The organism is Comamonas testosteroni (assembly GCF_000761245.1).
Lineage (GTDB): Bacteria > Pseudomonadota > Gammaproteobacteria > Burkholderiales > Burkholderiaceae_C > Comamonas > Comamonas testosteroni_C.
In genome coordinates this window covers 314,901-332,883 of sequence record NZ_AWOR01000068.1, presented here as the reverse complement: position 1 = coordinate 332,883, position 17,983 = coordinate 314,901, and the positions used below count along the sequence as shown (strand labels likewise).

Here is a 17,983-nt window from a genome sequence, read left to right as displayed (position 1 = left end):
GATTGCAGCTCAGCCCATGGCCTTGCGCAGCCACTCTGCGAAGGCCGCGCATTCCCAGCGGTCCATGATGCCGGTCTTCCAGCACAGATAGTGTGCGTGAGGGCTGGGAGCATCGACATCGAACAGGCGCACCAGCGTACCGTTTTCCAGCCAGGGGGCGCCGAGCTTGTGGCGTACCAGGGCAATGCCCATGCTGGCCGATGCGGCGTCGCACATCAGGCCGATGTCGTTGAACTGCGAGCCTTCGTTGGGCTCGGCCATGTCGAGGCCGGTCGCGGCGAACCAGGTGCGCCAGGGCTCCAGCGGGCTGCGCAGCAGCGGCATGCCTTCCAGATCGTCCGGGCGCTCGAACGGGCCATGTTCGCGGATGAAGCTGGGCGAGGCCAGCGGTGTGACCGTGTCGCGGGCCAGTTCGATGTGCTCCACATCGGCATAGTGGCCGGCGCCGAAGCGAACCATCAGATCGGCATCCTCGCCGATCACATCCAGCAGCGGAATCGACACCTGCAGCGCAATGTCGATCTCGGGGTAGGCCTCGGTGAATTGGCGCAGGCGCGGGATCAGGATCACGCGCGCAAAGGTGGGGGTGACGGCCAGCTTCAGGCGTCTGCGCCCAGGCGATGCCGAGGCTCCTGGAAAGCGTTGCAAGGCGCCCAGGCCTTCACGTACATGGGCCAGATAGGAGCTGCCGTCCGTGGTCAGCGAGAAATCCGTTCGGCCAAACAGGCGAGCCCCCAGAATCTGCTCAAGCTGCTTGACCCGGTGGCTGACTGCACTGGGCGTTACACACAGCTCCTCCGCCGTCAACGTGACCGAGCGCAGCCGCGCCAGAGCCTCGAAGGTGAGCAGGCACTGTATCGGCGGAATCCGCCTGGCCGTAATGCTGTTCAAGGCGCCGGGGCTGCGGGTCATATGATCAATCCCAAGCCCAGGGATTTAGCGGAACACCACGGTCTTGTGACCGTTGAGAATGACGCGGCGCTCGCTATGCCATTTCACGGCGCGGGCCAGAACCTGGCTCTCTGTGTCGCGGCCGCGGGCCGTAAGGTCTTCCACGGTGTCGGTATGGTCGGCACGTGCCACGTCCTGCTCGATGATCGGGCCTTCGTCGAGGTCGGCCGTCACATAGTGGGCGGTGGCTCCGATCAGCTTCACGCCGCGGTCATGCGCCTGGTAGTAGGGCTTGGCGCCCTTGAAGCTGGGCAGGAAGCTGTGGTGGATATTGATGGCGCGGCCGGACAATTTTTTGCACAGGTCGTTGGACAGCACCTGCATGTAGCGCGCCAGCACCACCAGCTCGGCGCCTTCTTCCTCAATGATCTCGTACTGGCGCTCTTCGGCCTGGGCCTTGGTCGCGGCAGTCACGGGAATGTGATGGAAGGGGATGTTGTAGCTGGCCGCCAGCTGATAGAACTCGCGGTGGTTGCTGATGATGGCCTTGATCTCGATAGGCAGCAGGCCCGACTTCCAGCGGAACAGCAGGTCGTTGAGGCAGTGGCCTTCCTTGCTGACCATGATGACGGTCTTGATGCGCTCGGCTTTGGAGTGCAAACTCCACTGCATTTGATATTGATCAGCTAATTCGGCAACGGATGCCTTTAAGGAGGCGGCGTCTTTGCCATCGCAGGCAAACTGCACGCGCATGAAGAACAGACCGGTTACCGGGTCGTTGTACTGCGCTGCTTCTTCAATATTGCCGCCTTGCTCAAGCAAGAATCCGGAAACGGCATGCACCAGGCCCAGTCGGTCTGGGCAGGATAAAGTCAAAATATAGGCTTGGGTCATAGCTCGGCAATTGTCGCAGCAAGGCGAGGACCCTGCGGACAAAGGAAATTCATGAAAAGCGAGGAGGGGCATTCTCCGCTCACACCCCGGGTGATTGTCACCCTCTATCTGTGTGCGGGGATGCTGTGGTTGGGGGCGCAGGCTGGCGTGCTCGGCTATTTTGATGTATCGCTGAATCGACAGTCGCTGCGTTGGCAGATAGGCCTGTTCATTGTTTGGTTGCTGGCGACAGCGCTGGTTGCACTTTGGTTTATGCAGCGAAAGACGCGTGCCGACCAGCGTGGCCGGGAGACGGCGCAGGAGCTGGAGTTGGTGGTGCGTCACGCACCGGCCGGCATGGCTCGCGTGCATGTGGGCGGGGCAGAGATTGTCTGGGCCAATGCCAAGCTGGCGGGCTGGCTGGGCCGCAGCGTGGAGTCTCTGCGCGGTCAGGACTTTCGCGTTCTTGTGCCGGTGAATGACCAGGACGAAGTTGCTCTGCAACTGCAGCGCCTGCTGGACGGCAGCACTGATTACTTCCAGGTGCTGCGCCAATGCGTGCATGCCGGCACCGGCAACGTCACGCCCGTGCTGTGCACAACCAGCCGCGTGGCGGCATCGGGCGTGGACGGGCCGGTGGCCCTGGTCTGCGTGTTGCAGGATCTCAGCGAGATGGTGAGTGCGCGCAATGCGATGGTGCGCAGCGAGACCATGTTGCGCCTGGCGCTGGAGGGCAGCGGCAATGGCGTGTGGGAATGGGATGCGCAGGAGCAGCGGCTGAATTTCTCCACGGGCATGAGCGCCTTGCTGCGCTACCAGGGCCAGGATCTGGCTCGCGAGTTCGATTTCCAGCAGCGCCTGCACCCCGAGGATGCCGCAGCTGCGCGTGCCCAGGCCCAGCAGGCGCTGGAGCAGGGCAGCATGCTGGTGCTGACGGCACGTCTGCTGTGCTTTGACGGTCTGTATCGCTGGTTTCGCGCACGCGGCCAAGCCTACAAGGATGAGAGCGGACGCCTGATACGGATCTCGGGCCTGCTCTCCGACCAGACTGCGAGTCGTGAGGCCGATGAGCGCAGCCGCCTTGCTTCCACTGTGGTGGACAACACCATCGAGGGCGTGGTGGTAACCGACGCAAACAGCCGCATTCTCTCGGTGAACCAGGCGTTCACGCGGCTGCTGGGCTTTTCCGAGCAGGAGATGCTGGGCAAGACGCCGCGCATGTTCAAGTCCGGCCGGCATGACAAGGCCTTCTACGACGCCATGTGGGCCAGCATGCACGCCACGGGCCACTGGCAGGGCGAAATCTGGAACAGGCGAAAGAACGGGGAGATCTTTCCCGAGCGCATGTCGCTGAGCGCGGTCAAGGATGCCAACGACAAGGTGACGCATTACGTCTGCATGTTCACCGACATCTCGGCCGAGAAGGCGCGCGAGCAGCAGCTGGAGTTTCTGGCCCATCGCGACATCCTGACCGGCTTGCCGAACCGCGCGCAGTTCACGCGAATGCTGGGCGAGACAGTAGCGCTGAGCCAGGGCAGCAAGCGCAGCATGGCGGTCTTGCTGTTCAACATCGACCGCTTCAAGGACGTGAACGACAGCTACGGCCATTCCATCGGCGACGAGGTGCTCAGGCATGTGGCGGTGCAGATGCAGGGCGCTTTGCGGCACGGCGACATCATCGGCCGCCTGGCGGGAGATGAAATCTGCGTGGTGGCCCAGTCGATATGCGGCCGCAACAGTGCGGTGGAGGTGGCCGAGCGCCTGATGGCCGCAGCCGGCCAGCCCTGGACCACGCCAGACGGGCTGTCTGTTGTGGTGAGTGTCAGTGCCGGTATCTGTCTGTACCCCGACCATGCGCTGACGGCCGACGATCTGCTGCAGGGTGCCCATGCGGCGGTGTATGGAGCCAAGGCCAGGGGCTCCAATGCCTGGTGCTTCTTCCATGAAAACATGACCCAGGCCGCGCGCGAGCGCCTGGCCATGGAGGCGCGTCTGCGCCGTGCGCTGGACCTCGGTCACATGCGCTTGCATTACCAGCCGCAGATCGATCTGGCGACGGGGCGCCTGGTGGGGGCGGAAGCTCTGGTGCGCTGGCTGGATCCCGAGGACGGCCTGATCTCTCCGGCCCGCTTCATCACCGTGGCAGAGAACTCGGGCGTCATCGGTCCGCTGGGCCTGTGGGTGCTGGGCGAGGCCTGCCGTCAGGGCCAGCAATGGCGTGCTGCGGGTCTGCCCGATCTGACGATTGCGGTCAATGTCTCGCTGCATCAGTTTTTGCTGACCGATATTGCCGGTGCCACGGCCGATGCGCTCAACAAGTCGGGTTTCCCGGCCAGCTTGCTGGAGCTGGAAATCACCGAAAGTGCACTGGCCGAAAAGCCCGAAGAGGCGTTGGCCGTGCTCAACCGCCTGCGCGAACTGGGCCTGCGCCTGGCCATTGATGACTTTGGCACCGGCTATTCCTCACTGGCGCACCTCAAGCGTTTTCCGCTCGATCTGCTCAAGATCGACCAGGGCTTTATCCGCGACATTCCGCACAGCGCGGACGATATGACCATCAGCAGCTCGGTCATTGCCCTGGGTCATGCCATGGGTCTGAAGGTCCTGGCCGAAGGCGTGGAAACACAGGAGCAGCTGACGTTCTTGCAGCAAAAAGGCTGTGACTACTTTCAGGGCTATTTCTGCAGCCGGCCCTTGCCGGCCGAAGACTTCACGCGCCTGCTGGAAAAGACGCGTGAGGGGCAGCCGCTGGTGGCTGTCGCAACCGCGGACTGAGGATCACCAGCGCTGCATCAGCCCGTCAAGGCTTGGGCGCTGGTTTGTTTTTCCATTGTTCGCGCAGTTGCTGGCATTGGTCCTCGGAGGCATTGCCTTCCAGCGTCAGCTGTTTGTCTGCCTTCATCGTGATAGCAGTCTGCGCTTTATCAGATTGGGCTATCGCCACTTTTTGCTTGAACTCTGCTGGCAGCCAGGTCGGCACGCCGATATCGCTGCGCACATGGCCGCGGCCCGCTACCAGCAGCACGCTTTTGCCGGGCTTGCCCAGCTCACGTACGGCTGTTTCAGACACTCTGGCCATGGATTCGTCACGGGCCAGCTGAATTCGGGCCATGGGCGCGAACTGCGATTCGGGCAGCAGGCCGCAGTGACCATCCTTGATGGCATCGAGCTGCAGCTGCCAGCCCGCAGCCGGCAGGTGTGCGTCGTAGCGGGACTCGCCCATGGCCTGCTTCATCCGGGTGCGCGGCAGATTGCCGCCGAGCACGGGCACGCCGGCTTTCACGGCAGCCATCACCACCGGGCCATAGTCCTGCCAGGGCCAGCCGCCCGGGCCGCCGCCCTGAGCCCATTGCAGAGCGGTTTTCACCTCCTCATCGTTGGCTGATGCGGGCAGGCTCCGGGTGCTGCCGCCTGCAGGGGCCATCTCGACCACCAGGGCCGCTAGCCGGCCCTGTGCTGCCAGGTGGCGCACGGTAGCTGCCTCCCACTGGTGATGGGCGATCTGGTCATGCTGCTCGCCGAGCAGGATGACCGGTGTTCCGACCCACTGCCCCAGTGTCTGCTGCCATTCTGTGTCGGAGGTCAACTGAGCGCTTTGATGGGCACAGCCGCCCAGCAGCAGGACGCCGGCAACAGCCGTCAGGGCCAAAGGATTGAAACGCTGGTGCGGCCGCGCCGCAGAAATGAAAGTCCACATATGAGCTGATTGCATTCGTCTAAGACGGGGCATGGCTTCGTAGCTGTAGATTTCGTACCGGCTTTGCCCACCGAGTTTTGCCGCGATACTGCGGGGCATTGCCCCTGTCGCGCGTCCATTGTCGTGCCTTGCCGGATTCCCGTGCACATGTCCGTATTGCTTCCCCCCGCGTTTCTGGCCCGTGTGGCCGCCACCCTGCTGTTGGCCTGGCTGGCTGCCCAGCTCTGTCTGATGCTGCATACGCCGCTGCCCTGGATGCTGGGTCCGCTGATTTCCGTCTCCCTGCTATCGATTGGCGGAGCTCCCACCCAGAGCTGGGCCAGGCTGCGCGATCTGGGGCAGTGGACGATAGGCGGAGCACTGGGCCTGTATTTCACGCCTGCCGTGACCGAGCTGGTGGCTGGCCTGTGGTGGGCGATTGCGCTGGCCATTGCCTGGGCCTTGCTGCTGGGCTGGGCCTTCGGGCGCTGGCTGTATCGCGTGCAGGCCGCCTCCATGCTGGCGCAGCCGGACATGGACAAAGAGCGCTTGCGCGCCACGACCTATTTCTCGGGCGCGATAGGCGCGGCCTCGGAGATGACTCTGCTGGCAGAGCGCGAGCATGCGCGCACCGATCTGGTGGCTGCGGCGCACAGCCTGAGGCTGGTGATCGTGACGGTGAGCATTCCTTTTGCCCTGCAATGGGCAGGATTGCAGGGCGATCCTAGCCTGACGCTGCCCAGCGTGCGCACCGTGCAATGGTCCGGCTTTGCCTGGCTGGTGCTGACCACTGGCGCGGGGGCATTGCTGATGCTCAAGCTCAGGCGCGCCAATCCCTGGTTTCTTGGCGCGCTGGCAGTATCCATGGGCTTGACCATGGCAGGCCTGGAGCTGTCGGCCGTGCCGCAATGGCTGATGAATGCCGCCCAGCTGGTGATCGGCGTCAGCCTGGGAGTGCGTTTTCGACGTGAATTCCTGCACACGGCTCCGCGCTGGCTGGGCATGGTGGCGCTGGGTACCGTGGGCTTGATGGCAGTCTGCGCCGGTTTTGCCTGGCTGCTGCACTGGGGCACAGGCCTGCCCTGGGTGACCTTGCTGCTGGGTACATCGCCGGGAGGCATTACCGAGATGGCCATCACCGCCAAGGTGCTGCAACTGGGCGTTCCCGTGGTCACGGCCTTCCAGGTCTGCCGGCTGATTGCCGTACTGCTGCTGGTGGCGCCGCTGTACCGGTGGCTGAACAAAGCACTGCCGGGGGCGAGGCCGTGATCCGCATTGGGCGAAATCCCTGGAAGCCGGTCCTGATCATCAGCGCCTGCGTCGGCTTTGCGATGGGCGGACTTTTGATGTGGATGGCCTGGGAGCACAACCCCCAGTGCGAGATTCACTGCGCAGAGCAGGGCATTGACTGGGGCTACTGGCAGGCGCTGGGGGCGGGAGGGTGGCTACTTGGCTTTCTTGGCGGCATGCTGACTGCCTGGGTGTTGCTGCTGTTGTGCAGAAAGTCATAGCGGCTCGCGCTTTTCTGACATGCGCTAAAGCATGTCCCCAGACATGAAAAAAGCCACTCTTTCGAGTGGCTTTTGCAAGGTGTTCAGTGAATGATGACCGGCTGCTGGGCCAGGCCCGTGTAGGTGTCGAGAATTTCCTCCACCTCTTCCTCGGTGGGGGCGTCCTGCTGCCAGGCAAGGATCTGCTTCTGGAACATTTCGGCCCAGGAGCCATCCAGATACACCTCCTTGCCCGAGCGCTTGTCCACGATCTCGAAGCCGTGGCGCGGCAGTTGATGGGGTTGCTGGATCTCGGCCTTGGCTTTGCCTGCCGGAGCGTCTGCTTCCATATCGGGACGCAGATGGAGCACCGCAAAGGATTCAGAGTCGTAAAGCATTTGCATGGTGTTCCCCCTTTCACTTCCGTTATGAGCATGCCTGCCATGGATATGGCGACAGGGTGCCGCATTTCAAGGTGGAAATGCCTGCTCTTGGCACTTGAGCACAGTATTCCATGGATTTGACATGGTTGTGGGCAACCGGTTTTCCCAAGCTGTAGTAGGCAAGTCCTTGAGCGCTGCGACAGCGTTCAGCCCGAGCCGGTGCAGGTTGCAGGCCTTGGCTGGAATGTAAGTGAGCGCTTTCGATGCGGTGGCCTTGGGGTTTACGCCAGGAGGCGACACTGCGGGCTATTGCGGGGCGGGCTGGTATTTCTTGAGCTGCAGATCGACAAAGTCATCCTGCCCCTGGCTGAGCTTGATGCGCACGGGCAGGTATTGCATGGCCGGAGCCAGCCACACCGAGCCGCGCTGGTCGCTGCTGCTTTTGCCGGGCAGCTTGTCCAGGCGCAGCGCCATGACGCTTCCAAACGGCAGCTCCAGCGCCTCGCTGGCACCCACGCGGAACTGCCAACGCACCGCCGAGCGTGCGCTGCTGGTAGTCAGCTCTATTAGTGTGCCTGGCGGGTATTTTTCGGGGGCGGCGGCCATCAGGGCCGAGAGCTGCAGAAAGACGCTGAGGCGGTCCTGCACGCCATCGCCAATGGCCGCATCGGTCTGGCCGCCGCTGTAGTGCGCCTTGCCGCTGGCCACGTCAAAGGCGGCGGACTGAGTTTTGCGCCCTTTGTCGCTGAAGTTGAGCGGCTGCAGGCCCTTGGGGGTAATCAGCCCCTCGCTGGTTTGGGCGCGCTCGCCCAGCAAGAACATGCTGATCGATTGCCTGGCCTGGTAATACTGGCCGTCATGCTGCCACTGCAGTTGGGCGTTGGCCGAGTATTGAAAACCCTTGACCTGACCCGAGGCGTTGAACTCCAGCGTGGCGGAGTTGGGCAATGTGACGGGCAGCACAGAGCTAGGCGGCAGCGGCGCGCTGCCTGCGGGCGTGACATGGATGGGGCGGGCCGTGTCGGCACCATTGGCTTCGGGAGGCTCGGCCATGGGCTCGGAAGCCGGCTCTGCTGCAGCAGTGGGCTGCTCTTTATTGGCGGGTGCTTCTGTTTCAGGAGCGCCTTGCGTTTGTGGCTCCTGGTCTGGAGGTGGATTTGGTATGGAATCCTGTGCGTCCGGTACGGGAACGGGCACGGGAGCAGGAGCCGGCTTGCGGGGTGCAGTCTGGGGCGTCGGTGCTGGTGGCACAGCCGGTTTGGGGGCGGCAGGCGGTGGCGGGGTAGGAGAGGGCGCCTGCAGCATGCGCGTCTCCATGACGATCTGGGCGTCGGCAGGCCTGTCTGGGGGGCTCGGCTCTGGCAGACCCCAGAGCAACAGCCCATGGGCTGCCAACACCAAGCCGGTGATGGGCAGCAGAGTCTTGTGTGCCTGGCTTGCCTGAGGGGAGCGGCCCATGAGCGTGATTCGGAGATTGCGGGTTTCAGTGGTTGGGATCGGCGCGCCAGCCCAGATCGCTGGAAAGCTGGCGGGCGGCTGCCTGCAGCGGCGCGTCTATTGCACCACCATAGTCCGGGTCGAAAGTCGCGAGCGAGCCCAGGGTCATCAGCCCCAGCACGATATGGCCGGACGCGTCGAAGACCGGCACGCAAAAAGCCACGATGCCCGGCAGCACGGTGTCGACCACGCGGGCCGTACCGCGCTCGCGCACTTCGGCCAGTATGGCCGCCACGGCTTCCTCGGTCTGGGGCAGGTCTTGGCGCCGGGCTTTGCGCGCACGCTCGATTTCGGGCTCCAGCAATGCGGCAGTCGCCTCGCGCGGCAGCCAGGCGCCGAAGCAGCGCCCCGTGGCCGATGCCAGCATGGGCATGACGTCGCCTAGGCGCAGGTTGGCGGTGACGGACTGCGCCGATTCCTCCCAATGCACGATGGTCGGGCCATGATTGCCCCAGACAGCGATGGCCAGCGTGTGATTAAGGGACTCAAGCAGTGCCGGGATGCGTTCACGTGCCAGGCGCACCGGGTCTAGACGGGCCAGCGAGGCTAGGCCGATCTTCAGCGCCGCAGGGCCCAGGTCGTAGCGCGAATTGCGTTCGTCCTGGGTTACCAGTCCGATGCGCTGAAAGCTCACCAGATAGCGGTGAGCCTTGGCGGCACTCATGCCGGCGGCGGCGGCGACATCCTTGAGCATCAGCGGTCCGCTGGCCTGTGCCAGCGCCTCGACGAGGGAGAAACCCACTTCGACCGACTGAATCCCTGCGCGTTCCTTTTCCATTGCAATAGAATCGTATTTTGTTTAGTTAAATCAATTTAACCAATCGTAATTTTGGCTAGCGTTGTCAGGCATTGTGCCAGCACCGCTGCCGTGAGCAGAGGGACAGAGAATGAAACTGGCAACCTACAAGGATGGCTCGCGTGACGGGCAACTGGTCGTGGTCTCGCGTGACCTGAGCCAGGCCTGCTATGCCACCGGCATTGCCAATCGCATGCAGCAGGTGCTGGATGACTGGAGCTATATGGCCCCCCAGCTGCAGGATCTGTCGCACGAACTCAATCATGGCAAGGCCCGCCACGCGTTTCCCTTTGATCCCCAACGCTGCATGGCACCGCTGCCGCGAGCTTATCAGTGGGCCGATGGCTCGGCCTATATCAACCATGTGGAGCTGGTACGTAAGGCGCGCAATGCCGAGGTGCCGGCCAACTTCTACACCGACCCGCTGATGTACCAGGGCGGCAGCGATGATTTCATCGGCCCCTGCGACGATGTGATCGTCCCCAACACGGCCATGGGCATAGACTTTGAGGCCGAGATCGCCGTCGTCACCGGCGACGTGCCCATGGGCACGGATGCCAGGGATGCACTGGACGGCATCCGTCTCGTCATGCTGGCCAATGACGTGAGCCTGCGCAATCTGATACCTGGCGAACTGGCCAAGGGCTTCGGATTCTTCCAGAGCAAGCCCGCCACGGCCTTCAGTCCCGTGGCTGTGACACTGGACGAGCTGGGCGATGCCTGGAAGAGCGGCCGTCTGCATCTGACGCTGCAGAGCACCTGGAACGGCCGCAAGGTCGGCATGTGCGATGCGGGCGAGGAGATGACTTTTCACTTCGGCCAGCTGATCGCCCATATCGCCAAGACCCGCAATGTACGCGCCGGCTCCATTGTGGGCAGCGGCACGGTGAGCAACAAGGGCGTGGAGACCGGCAGCGGCAAGAACAAGCGCATGGAATGGCCCAAGGGCTATAGCTGCATCGCTGAAAAGCGCTGCATAGAGACCATTCAGGATGGCGCGCCCAAGACCGAGTTCATGCAGTTCGGCGACACCATCCGCATCGAGATGAAGGGCAAGGACGGCCAGAGCATTTTCGGTGCCATCGACCAGAACATTGCGCCGCCCGGAGGCAGCAAGGATGACTTGCCCGAAGCTCAGCCTGTCGATAGCTCTGAAGACTAAGCCCTCGTTGTAGCCGCCATGCCCATGCCAAGTCTTAATCTCTCGCGCTGGATTTTGCCTCTGAAGGCCGTGCCGGCCATGGCGCTCGCTTTGTTGACGGGCCTGTCCATGGCGGCAGAGCCTGCCGCCGAATCTGCTGCCAGTTGCCCGCCGCCGTTCAGCCTGCCAACGCCCGCTGAAGTGCAGGCCATGGCCCCCCATATGCAGGACAGAGGCCTGCTCTGGCGCGTGCAGGACGGCGAGCGCACCAGCTGGCTTTACGGCACTTTGCATGTAGGCAAGCGGGAGTGGATCTTGCCCGGCCGCACCATCGTGCGCTCCATGTATGGGGCGGACCTGCTGGCGCTGGAGCTTGATGTGCTGAATCCGCAGGTCATGCAGCAGTTGATCGAAGGCTTCCAGGCCCGTGTCGACGCCCCTGCGCTGCCCGCAGAGCTGGAAGCCCGGCTGGCGCAGCAGCGAAAGCAGGCCTGTGCCGAGCATCTGAGCACACAACGCCCGGACGCTCAGCTGCTGGGACTGGTCAGCCAACTGGGCCGCAAGCAGGGGCTGGTGGCCGAGTTTGGCGCCGATCTGCTGCTGGCAGGCATGGCCCATGCATTGCACAAGCCCGTGCTGGGGCTGGAGTCGGCGCAGACCCAGCTCGAGGAGCTGCTTTCCGACGACCCTGCGGAGGTCCAGGAAAGCGTGCGCGACGGGCTGGACCAGCTTGATGACCCCAAGGCTCCGGAAATCCTGCAGCAGCTGGCGAATATCTGGGCCAGCGGCAATGAAAAACAGCTGGAGAACTATGCCGACTGGTGCGACTGCATCAAGACCGAGCGTGATCGGCTCAAGTACGCGCGCCTCATGGATGGACGCAATCCGGGTATGGCAGATGGCATTGTTCGTCAGCTCCAGCAGGGCAAGACCGTGTTTGCTGCCGTGGGTGCGCTGCACATGGTCGGGCCTAAGGGCCTGCCTGAGCTGCTGCGTCAGAAAGGCTATCAGGTCGAGCGCGTGAGCTTCAAACCGCCATCCATACAAAAATCGGAGTCAAAGCCGATTCAAGCCGAATAGAGACAAGCGCAGGCAGCTATCAATTAATAGAAAAGGCAGCCTGGCGGGGTCTAAAAATCATTCCACAACCCCCTACATCACCCTCAAGGAGACAAACGATGGATCGTCGTCAATTCCTGGCTGCCGTGGCAGCCAGCTCGGCTGCTGCCGCATCCCCCTTCGCCATGGCGCAGGACTGGCCCGCCAACCCTGTGCGCTGGGTAGTGCCCTACCCACCCGGAGGCGGTACCGATGTGCTGGCCCGCACCGTGGCCGAGTCCATGCGCAAGACGCTGAACCAGACCATCGTGGTGGACAACCGTCCCGGCGCCTCGACGAATATCGGCGGCCAGCTCGTCGCCTCGGCCAAGCCCGATGGCTACACCATCATGTCGGCCGACAACGCCATCCTGGCGTTCAATGAGCACCTGTTCAGCAAGCTGCCCTTCAGCCCCGACAAGGATTTCACCTATGTGGGCGGCATCAGCCGCTTCCCCATGGCGCTGGTGGTCAACCCCGCGTTCGAAGCCAAGGATTTCAAGGAATTCCTGGCCTATGCCAAGGCCAACCCCGGCAAGCTCAACTACGCCTCGCCCGGCAATGGCTCGCCCCACCATCTGGCCATGGAGCTGTTCAAGAACCGCACCGGCACGAGTTTGACCCATATCCCTTACAAGGGCGCTGCGCCCGCCCTGGCCGATGTGATGGGTGGCCAGGTGCCCTGCATGTTCCTGGATTTGGCATCGGGCCTGCCGGTGATTCAGTCCGGCAAGGTGCGGGCTCTGGCCATAGGCACGGCCAAGCGCGTGCCCAATCTGCCCAATGTTCCCACGCTGGCCGAGCTGGGTCTCAAGGATTCCGAGGTCTATGCCTTCCAGGGCATTCTGGCTCCCAAGGGATTGCCGCCAGCCATCGTGCAGCGTCTCAATGCAGACCTGCAAAAAGCCCTCAAGGACCCCGACGTGGTCAAGCGCATGGCTGACTTCGGCATGGAAGCCCTGCCCGGTACGCCCGAGCAGTTCCACCAGTTGGCTCGCACCGAAGCCAAACGCTGGGGCGAGGTGATCAAGGTCGCTGGCGTGAAGCTGGACTGATCGTCCCGTCCCTGGACTTCGCGAGGTCATGGCGCATGGCGTGAGCCGTTCAGCAGACCTCGTCCGTCGCACAGCAACAGCCCTGCAATCTTGCGTTGCAGGGCTGTTTTCAATAGGGGAGTATGCCGGGCAGCAACTGGCGGTTCAGGCGCTCGCGCCACCATTGCTGTGCGCGGCCACGCGCATCGCTGCGCCAGGCCAGCCAGAAGGTCTCGGGCGGGCGTGGCTCCTCCACCGGCAGTTCCACCAGCATCCCCGTTTCCAGCTCCACGCGCACGCAGGCGCGCGGCAGGAAGCCAAGGCCCAGGCCTGCAATCTGGCATTGGATTTTGGCCTGCATATCGGGCACGGTGATCCGGCGCTGGCCCGCCAACAGACCCACGGTGCGGTCGGTTAGCGAACGCGCGCCGTCGCCAACTACTATGGCCGTGTGCTCCAGCAGATCGCTGCGCGCCAGCGGTCGACCCAGGCGGGCAAGCGGGTGGCTGGCTGTCACGCAGAACACAAAGTCGAGCTGGCCCACGGCCACCGCCTTGTAGCCGCCGCCGGCCGGGCCTTCGCCCGCAGCCACCACCAGGTCGGCCCGGCCTTCGCGCAGGGCTTCCCAGGTACCGGTCAGGGTCTCGCTGCCGATGCGCAGGCGCGTGCCGCTGTTCAAGGCTTCGAAAGCCTGGATTTCGGGGCCGAACGCACTGGTGGGAATCAGTGAGTCGTGGACCAGGCGAATTTCGGTTTCAAACCCCGTAGCAACCTGGTGCAGCCGGGACTCGAGTTGGCGCGCTGCCGCCAGCAGCCAGCGCCCTTCCTTGAGCAGTTCCTCACCTGCAGGCGTGAGGCTGACGCGCGGGCCGTTGCGCATGAAAAGGTTCAGGCCCAGTTGCTCTTCCAGTTTGGATACGGCATAGGAAATGGTCGATGGCACTTTGTGCAGGCGTTCGGCCGCGCTGGCGAAAGAACCATAGCGCGCGATGGCATCCACGAGTTCAATGGCTTCCAGAGAGAGTTTGAGCATGGTGGGGTGTGTAAAAACTAATCATCGAAATTTTCGATGATTAAAGCATTTTTCTTTCAATATTTGACCTTTGTTGGCCGCCGATACTTCATCCATCGCAACACGAAACGCAGCGAAAAAAGGCAAGAAGGCCTGCAGCAGGAAGTGTGAAATTGATCGATTTTTTTGGAGATGAAAATGCTTGAAGTTCGCCAATCCAACCACCGCGGTCGCGCCAACCATGGCTGGCTGCAATCGCGTCATACCTTCTCCTTCGGCCACTACCGTGATCTGAACCAGCAAGGCTTCTCGGACCTGCTGGTTATCAACGATGACCAGGTGTCCCCCGGCCAGGGTTTCGGCACCCACGGCCACCGCGACATGGAAATCTTCTCCTACGTGCTGGACGGCGCTCTGGAGCACAAGGACTCCATGGGCACGGGCTCGGTGATCCGCCCCGGCGACGTGCAGATGATGAGCGCCGGCACCGGCGTGCAGCACAGCGAGTTCAACCATTCGGCCCAGGACCCCGTGCACTTTCTGCAGATCTGGATCGTTCCAGGCGAACGCGGTGCTTCTCCCCGTTACCAGCAGGTCCATGTGGGCGATGCCGACAAGCGCGGTCGCCTGCGTCTGATCATCGCCCCCGAAGGCCAGGACGGCACGCTGGCCGTGCGCCAGGACGCGCGGGTCTATGCAGGCCTGTTCGACGGCGAAGAGTCTGCCGAACTCGATGTGGGGCCAGAGCGCCACGTCTATGTGCATGTGGCCCGCGGCAGCCTGAATGTCAACGGCGAGCGCCTGTCCGAAGGCGACGGCGCCCGCATCCGCAACGCCGGTGCCTTGCGCTTCGATCAGGGCGAAGGCGCGGAGGTGCTGGTGTTTGACCTGCGCCCCCGCGAACTTCCCGCCTTGTAAGCAGCGGTTTTCATCCTGTTTTCTTGTTTCCCCTGCAGCCTCTCGCTCACCTTTTACCCAGGAGTTTCGCCATGACCAACACCAATGTATCCATCGCCCGTCCCGTCGCTGTCGCCAAGCCCGGTGCCAAGCTGCTCAACCCCCATGACCACACACTGATCATGATCGACTTCCAGTCGCAGATGGCTTTTGCCACGCACTCCATCGATCCCGTGCAGCTGCGCTCCAATGCCGCCCTGGTCGCTTCGGCTGCCGCCGGTTTCGGTGCCTCCACCATCCTGACCACCGTTGCCGAAAAAAGCTTCTCCGGTCCCATGTTCGAGGAAGTGACTGCGCCATTCCCTGGTCAGGCCCTGCTGGACCGCACTTCCATGAACACTTGGGAAGACGAGGCAGTCATTAAGAAGGTCAACGAGATCGGCAAGCCCCGCATCGTGCTGGCCGGCCTGTGGACCAGCGTATGCATCGTCGGACCGGCCCTGTCGGCTTTGGACCAGGGTTTTGAGGTCTTTGTGATCGCTGATGCCTGTGGCGACATTTCGACAGAAGCGCACAACCGCGCCATGGAGCGCATGGTCCAGGCCGGTGCCCAGCCCATCACCTCGCTGCAATACCTGCTGGAAATGCAGCGCGATTGGGCCCGCACTGAGACCTATGACATGACCACGGGCATCGCCAAGAAGCTGGGTGGCGGCTACGGCATCGGCATCACCTACGCCAAGACCATGTTCGGCGCCCACGAAGGCTGAAAAGAGCACATCATCTTTCTGCAGCGCAGACCGATCTCGCACCTGCGGCTCTCGCCGTACCCATGTACGGCTGCGGTCCTCCATGCGACTTCGGTCTGCTCGCCAAGAAATCTGGCGCACTCTTCGCGCCGCTGAACCAATGGAGACCTCCATGACCCAGCCCTCCACCCCCGATCTGATCCTGTTCAACGGCCGTTTCACCACGCTGGACCGCAGCAAGCCCACGGCCACGGCCGTGGCTGTAAGCCGGGGGCGCTTCAGCGCCGTTGGCAGCGACCGCGAGGTCCTGCCCCTGGCAGGCCTGCAGACCCAACGCATCGATCTGGGCGGACGCAGCGCGCTGCCGGGTCTGATCGACAACCACCTGCATCTGATCCGTGGTGGCCTGAACTTCAACATGGAGCTGCGCTGGGACGGCGTCAAGAGCCTGGCCGATGCCATGGCCATGCTCAAGGCCCAGGTGGACGTGACGCCCGCGCCCCAGTGGGTGCGGGTGGTCGGCGGCTTCAGCGAGCACCAGTTTGTGGAAAAGCGCCTGCCCACGCTGGCCGAGCTGAACGCCGTGGCGCCCGACACTCCGGTCTTCATCCTGCATCTCTACGACCGTGCCCTGCTTAACGCCGCCGCCCTGCGCGCCGTGGGCTACACCAAGGACACGCCTGAGCCGTCCGGCGGCCAGATCCTGCGTGACAGCGCCGGCAATCCCACGGGCCTGCTGCTGGCCAAGCCCAATGCGTTCATCCTCTATGCCACGCTGGCCAAGGGCCCCAAACTTCCGCGCGACTACCAGCTCAATTCCACGCGCCACTTCATGCGCGAACTCAACCGCCTGGGCGTGACCGGCGCCATCGACGCGGGCGGCGGCATGCAGAACTATCCCGACGACTACGATGTGATCCAGGAGCTGGCCGATGCCGACCAGCTCACCATCCGCCTGGCCTACAACCTGTTCACGCAAAAGCCCAAGGAAGAGAAGGACGACTTTCTGCGCTGGACCGCCACCTCGCAGTACAAGCAGGGCACGGACTACTTCCGCCACAACGGCGCAGGCGAGATGCTGGTGTTCTCGGCCGCCGACTTCGAGGACTTCCGCCAGCCCCAGCCCGAACTGGCGCCCGGCATGGAAGGCGAGCTCGAAGAGGTGGTGCGCATCCTGGCCCAGAACCGCTGGCCCTGGCGCATGCACGCCACCTACGACGAGACCATCGACCGCGCGCTCAACGTGTTCGAGAAGGTCAATGAAGACACGCCCCTGGCCGGCCTGAACTGGTTCTTCGACCACGCAGAAACCATTTCCGAGAAGTCCATAGACCGCATCGCAGCCCTGGGCGGCGGCGTGGCCGTGCAGCACCGCATGGCATACCAGGGCGAGTACTTCGTCGAACGCTATGGCGCCGCTGCGGCCGAAGCCACGCCCCCCGTCAAGCGCATGCTGGAGAAAGGCGTCAACGTGTCCGCCGGCACCGATGCCACCCGTGTTGCCAGCTACAACCCCTGGGTCTCCCTGTCCTGGCTCATCACGGGAAAGACCGTGGGCGGCCTGCAGCTCACGCCCCAGCGCAACTGCCTGAGCCGTGACCAGGCGCTGCGCATGTGGACCGAAAACGTGACCTGGTTCAGCAACGAACAGGGCAAGAAAGGCCGCATCCAGGTGGGCCAGCTGGCCGACCTCATCGTGCCTGACCGCGATTTCTTTGCCTGCCCCGAATCCGACATTGCCGATACCTCGGCCCTGCTCACCGTGGTGGGCGGCAAGGTGGTCTACGGTGCCGGCGCCTTTGCCGACTTCGACGAATCGGCCCCGCCCCTGGCCATGCCCGACTGGTCCCCCGTGCGCACCTTCAAGGGATACGGCGCCTGGGGAGTGCAGGAAAGCGCGCCGCTGCAGTCCGTGATGCGCAACGCCGCTGCCAGCTGTGCCTGCGCCAGCAACTGCAATCTGCACGGGCATGCCCATGCTACGGCCTGGAGCAGCAAGCTGCCCGTGGCCGATCTCAAGGGCTTCTGGGGCGCGCTGGGCTGCGCCTGCTGGGCGGTGTGACATGGGTGAGGCGCTGCATGCCGCAGCGACCGCACCCTGGGTGCAGTCGCTGGCCCTGCTGTGCCTGTGTGCGGCCTATCTGCAGGGTGGCTGGCACAAGGCGCGGGATTTTCGCGGGGCGGTGGCCGAGGTGAAGACCCTGGGCCTCATCCCGGCCGCACCCATCGCAGCCGCCGTCCTGGTGCTGCAGCTAGCGGCCTCGGCCTTGATCCTCACGGGCTGGTACCGCTGGCTGGGGGCGCTGGCTGGGGGCGCTGGCCCTCGCAGGTTTCACGGTGCTGGCGGCCTTGCTGGCCGACCGTTTCTGGGCAGTGCCGCAGGCTGAGCGCCAGCGTGCTGCCAACGTATTTTTTGAACACTGGGGCCTGGTTGGCGGCATGTTGC

17 protein-coding genes are annotated in these 17,983 nt (G+C 63.5%); 10 read left to right on the top strand and 7 right to left on the bottom strand.

Translation table 11 applies throughout. From position 1 onward, the window contains the following. Positions 1-9: 9 nt before the first annotated feature. Together P353_RS20460 and purU are read right to left on the bottom strand one after the other, a co-directional pair. On the bottom strand, positions 10-912 hold the full coding sequence (locus P353_RS20460; RefSeq protein ID WP_012840040.1) for a LysR substrate-binding domain-containing protein: 903 nt from the start codon (positions 910-912) through the stop codon (positions 10-12). 24 nt (positions 913-936) lie between these two features. Next, the gene (gene purU, locus P353_RS20455; RefSeq protein ID WP_003068559.1) at positions 937-1,785 is read right to left on the bottom strand and encodes a formyltetrahydrofolate deformylase; all 849 of its coding nucleotides are present in this window, start codon (positions 1,783-1,785) and stop codon (positions 937-939) included. Positions 1,786-1,836: 51 nt separating this feature from the next. Here purU and P353_RS20450 point away from each other — a divergent pair, with 51 nt between their 5' ends. Further along, positions 1,837-4,539 carry a bifunctional diguanylate cyclase/phosphodiesterase gene (locus P353_RS20450; RefSeq protein WP_034373721.1) on the top strand — a complete coding sequence of 901 codons (2,703 nt, stop codon included), beginning with the start codon at positions 1,837-1,839 and terminating at the stop codon, positions 4,537-4,539. A gap of 25 nt (positions 4,540-4,564) precedes the next feature. Here P353_RS20450 and P353_RS20445 read toward each other — a convergent pair whose 3' ends face one another. Further along, positions 4,565-5,461, bottom strand: a complete 897-nt coding sequence (locus tag P353_RS20445) for a ChaN family lipoprotein (RefSeq protein WP_034373718.1) — start codon at positions 5,459-5,461, stop codon at positions 4,565-4,567. 147 nt (positions 5,462-5,608) lie between these two features. On the opposite strand from P353_RS20445, the gene P353_RS20440 reads away from it, so the two are divergent. Further along, on the top strand, positions 5,609-6,709 hold the full coding sequence (locus P353_RS20440) for an AbrB family transcriptional regulator (protein WP_034373715.1): 1,101 nt from the start codon (positions 5,609-5,611) through the stop codon (positions 6,707-6,709). Continuing rightward, positions 6,673-6,951, top strand: coding sequence for a hypothetical protein (locus P353_RS20435; protein ID WP_232776731.1), 279 nt, complete (start codon positions 6,673-6,675; stop codon positions 6,949-6,951). Before P353_RS20440 ends, P353_RS20435 begins: the two co-directional genes overlap by 37 nt. An 83-nt stretch (positions 6,952-7,034) precedes the next feature. Here the strand turns inward: P353_RS20435 and P353_RS20430 are convergent, their stop codons facing one another. From P353_RS20430 to P353_RS20420, 3 genes are all read right to left on the bottom strand, one after another. After that, the gene (locus tag P353_RS20430; protein ID WP_034373710.1) at positions 7,035-7,334 is read right to left on the bottom strand and encodes a DUF3567 domain-containing protein; all 300 of its coding nucleotides are present in this window, start codon (positions 7,332-7,334) and stop codon (positions 7,035-7,037) included. Between the two features lie 285 nt (positions 7,335-7,619). Beyond that, positions 7,620-8,771 (bottom strand): DUF3108 domain-containing protein, encoded by a 1,152-nt coding sequence (locus P353_RS20425; protein WP_034373707.1) that lies wholly within the window; start codon positions 8,769-8,771, stop codon positions 7,620-7,622. 25 nt (positions 8,772-8,796) lie between these two features. Next, positions 8,797-9,588: an IclR family transcriptional regulator gene (locus P353_RS20420; RefSeq protein ID WP_034373704.1), complete on the bottom strand. Its 792-nt coding sequence runs from the start codon at positions 9,586-9,588 to the stop codon at positions 8,797-8,799. Between the two features lie 109 nt (positions 9,589-9,697). Between P353_RS20420 and P353_RS20415 the strand changes: the two genes are divergently transcribed. The 3 genes from P353_RS20415 to P353_RS20405 all read left to right on the top strand — a co-directional run bounded on the left by P353_RS20415 (position 9,698) and on the right by P353_RS20405 (position 12,900). Further along, entirely contained in the window at positions 9,698-10,768 is a 1,071-nt protein-coding gene (locus tag P353_RS20415; protein ID WP_034373701.1) for a fumarylacetoacetate hydrolase family protein, read from the top strand. 24 nt (positions 10,769-10,792) lie between these two features. Continuing rightward, positions 10,793-11,827, top strand: a complete 1,035-nt coding sequence (locus P353_RS20410; RefSeq protein ID WP_034374185.1) for a TraB/GumN family protein — start codon at positions 10,793-10,795, stop codon at positions 11,825-11,827. A 98-nt stretch (positions 11,828-11,925) separates the two neighbouring features. Beyond that, positions 11,926-12,900, top strand: coding sequence for a Bug family tripartite tricarboxylate transporter substrate binding protein (locus P353_RS20405; protein ID WP_034373698.1), 975 nt, complete (start codon positions 11,926-11,928; stop codon positions 12,898-12,900). Positions 12,901-13,009: 109 nt separating this feature from the next. Here the strand turns inward: P353_RS20405 and P353_RS20400 are convergent, their stop codons facing one another. Next, positions 13,010-13,912: a LysR family transcriptional regulator gene (locus P353_RS20400; RefSeq protein WP_034373695.1), complete on the bottom strand. Its 903-nt coding sequence runs from the start codon at positions 13,910-13,912 to the stop codon at positions 13,010-13,012. 177 nt (positions 13,913-14,089) lie between these two features. On the opposite strand from P353_RS20400, the gene P353_RS20395 reads away from it, so the two are divergent. From P353_RS20395 to P353_RS20380, 4 genes are all read left to right on the top strand, one after another. After that, a complete protein-coding gene (locus tag P353_RS20395; RefSeq protein WP_034373692.1) occupies positions 14,090-14,809 on the top strand; it encodes a pirin family protein in 720 nt (239 codons plus the stop codon). 71 nt (positions 14,810-14,880) lie between these two features. Then, positions 14,881-15,558 (top strand): isochorismatase family protein, encoded by a 678-nt coding sequence (locus tag P353_RS20390; RefSeq protein ID WP_034373689.1) that lies wholly within the window; start codon positions 14,881-14,883, stop codon positions 15,556-15,558. Between the two features lie 151 nt (positions 15,559-15,709). Then, positions 15,710-17,599, top strand: coding sequence for an amidohydrolase (locus P353_RS20385; RefSeq protein WP_034374182.1), 1,890 nt, complete (start codon positions 15,710-15,712; stop codon positions 17,597-17,599). Between the two features lies 1 nt (position 17,600). After that, on the top strand, positions 17,601-17,924 hold the full coding sequence (locus P353_RS20380; protein WP_420093394.1) for a DoxX family membrane protein: 324 nt from the start codon (positions 17,601-17,603) through the stop codon (positions 17,922-17,924). Positions 17,925-17,983 lie beyond the last annotated feature (59 nt).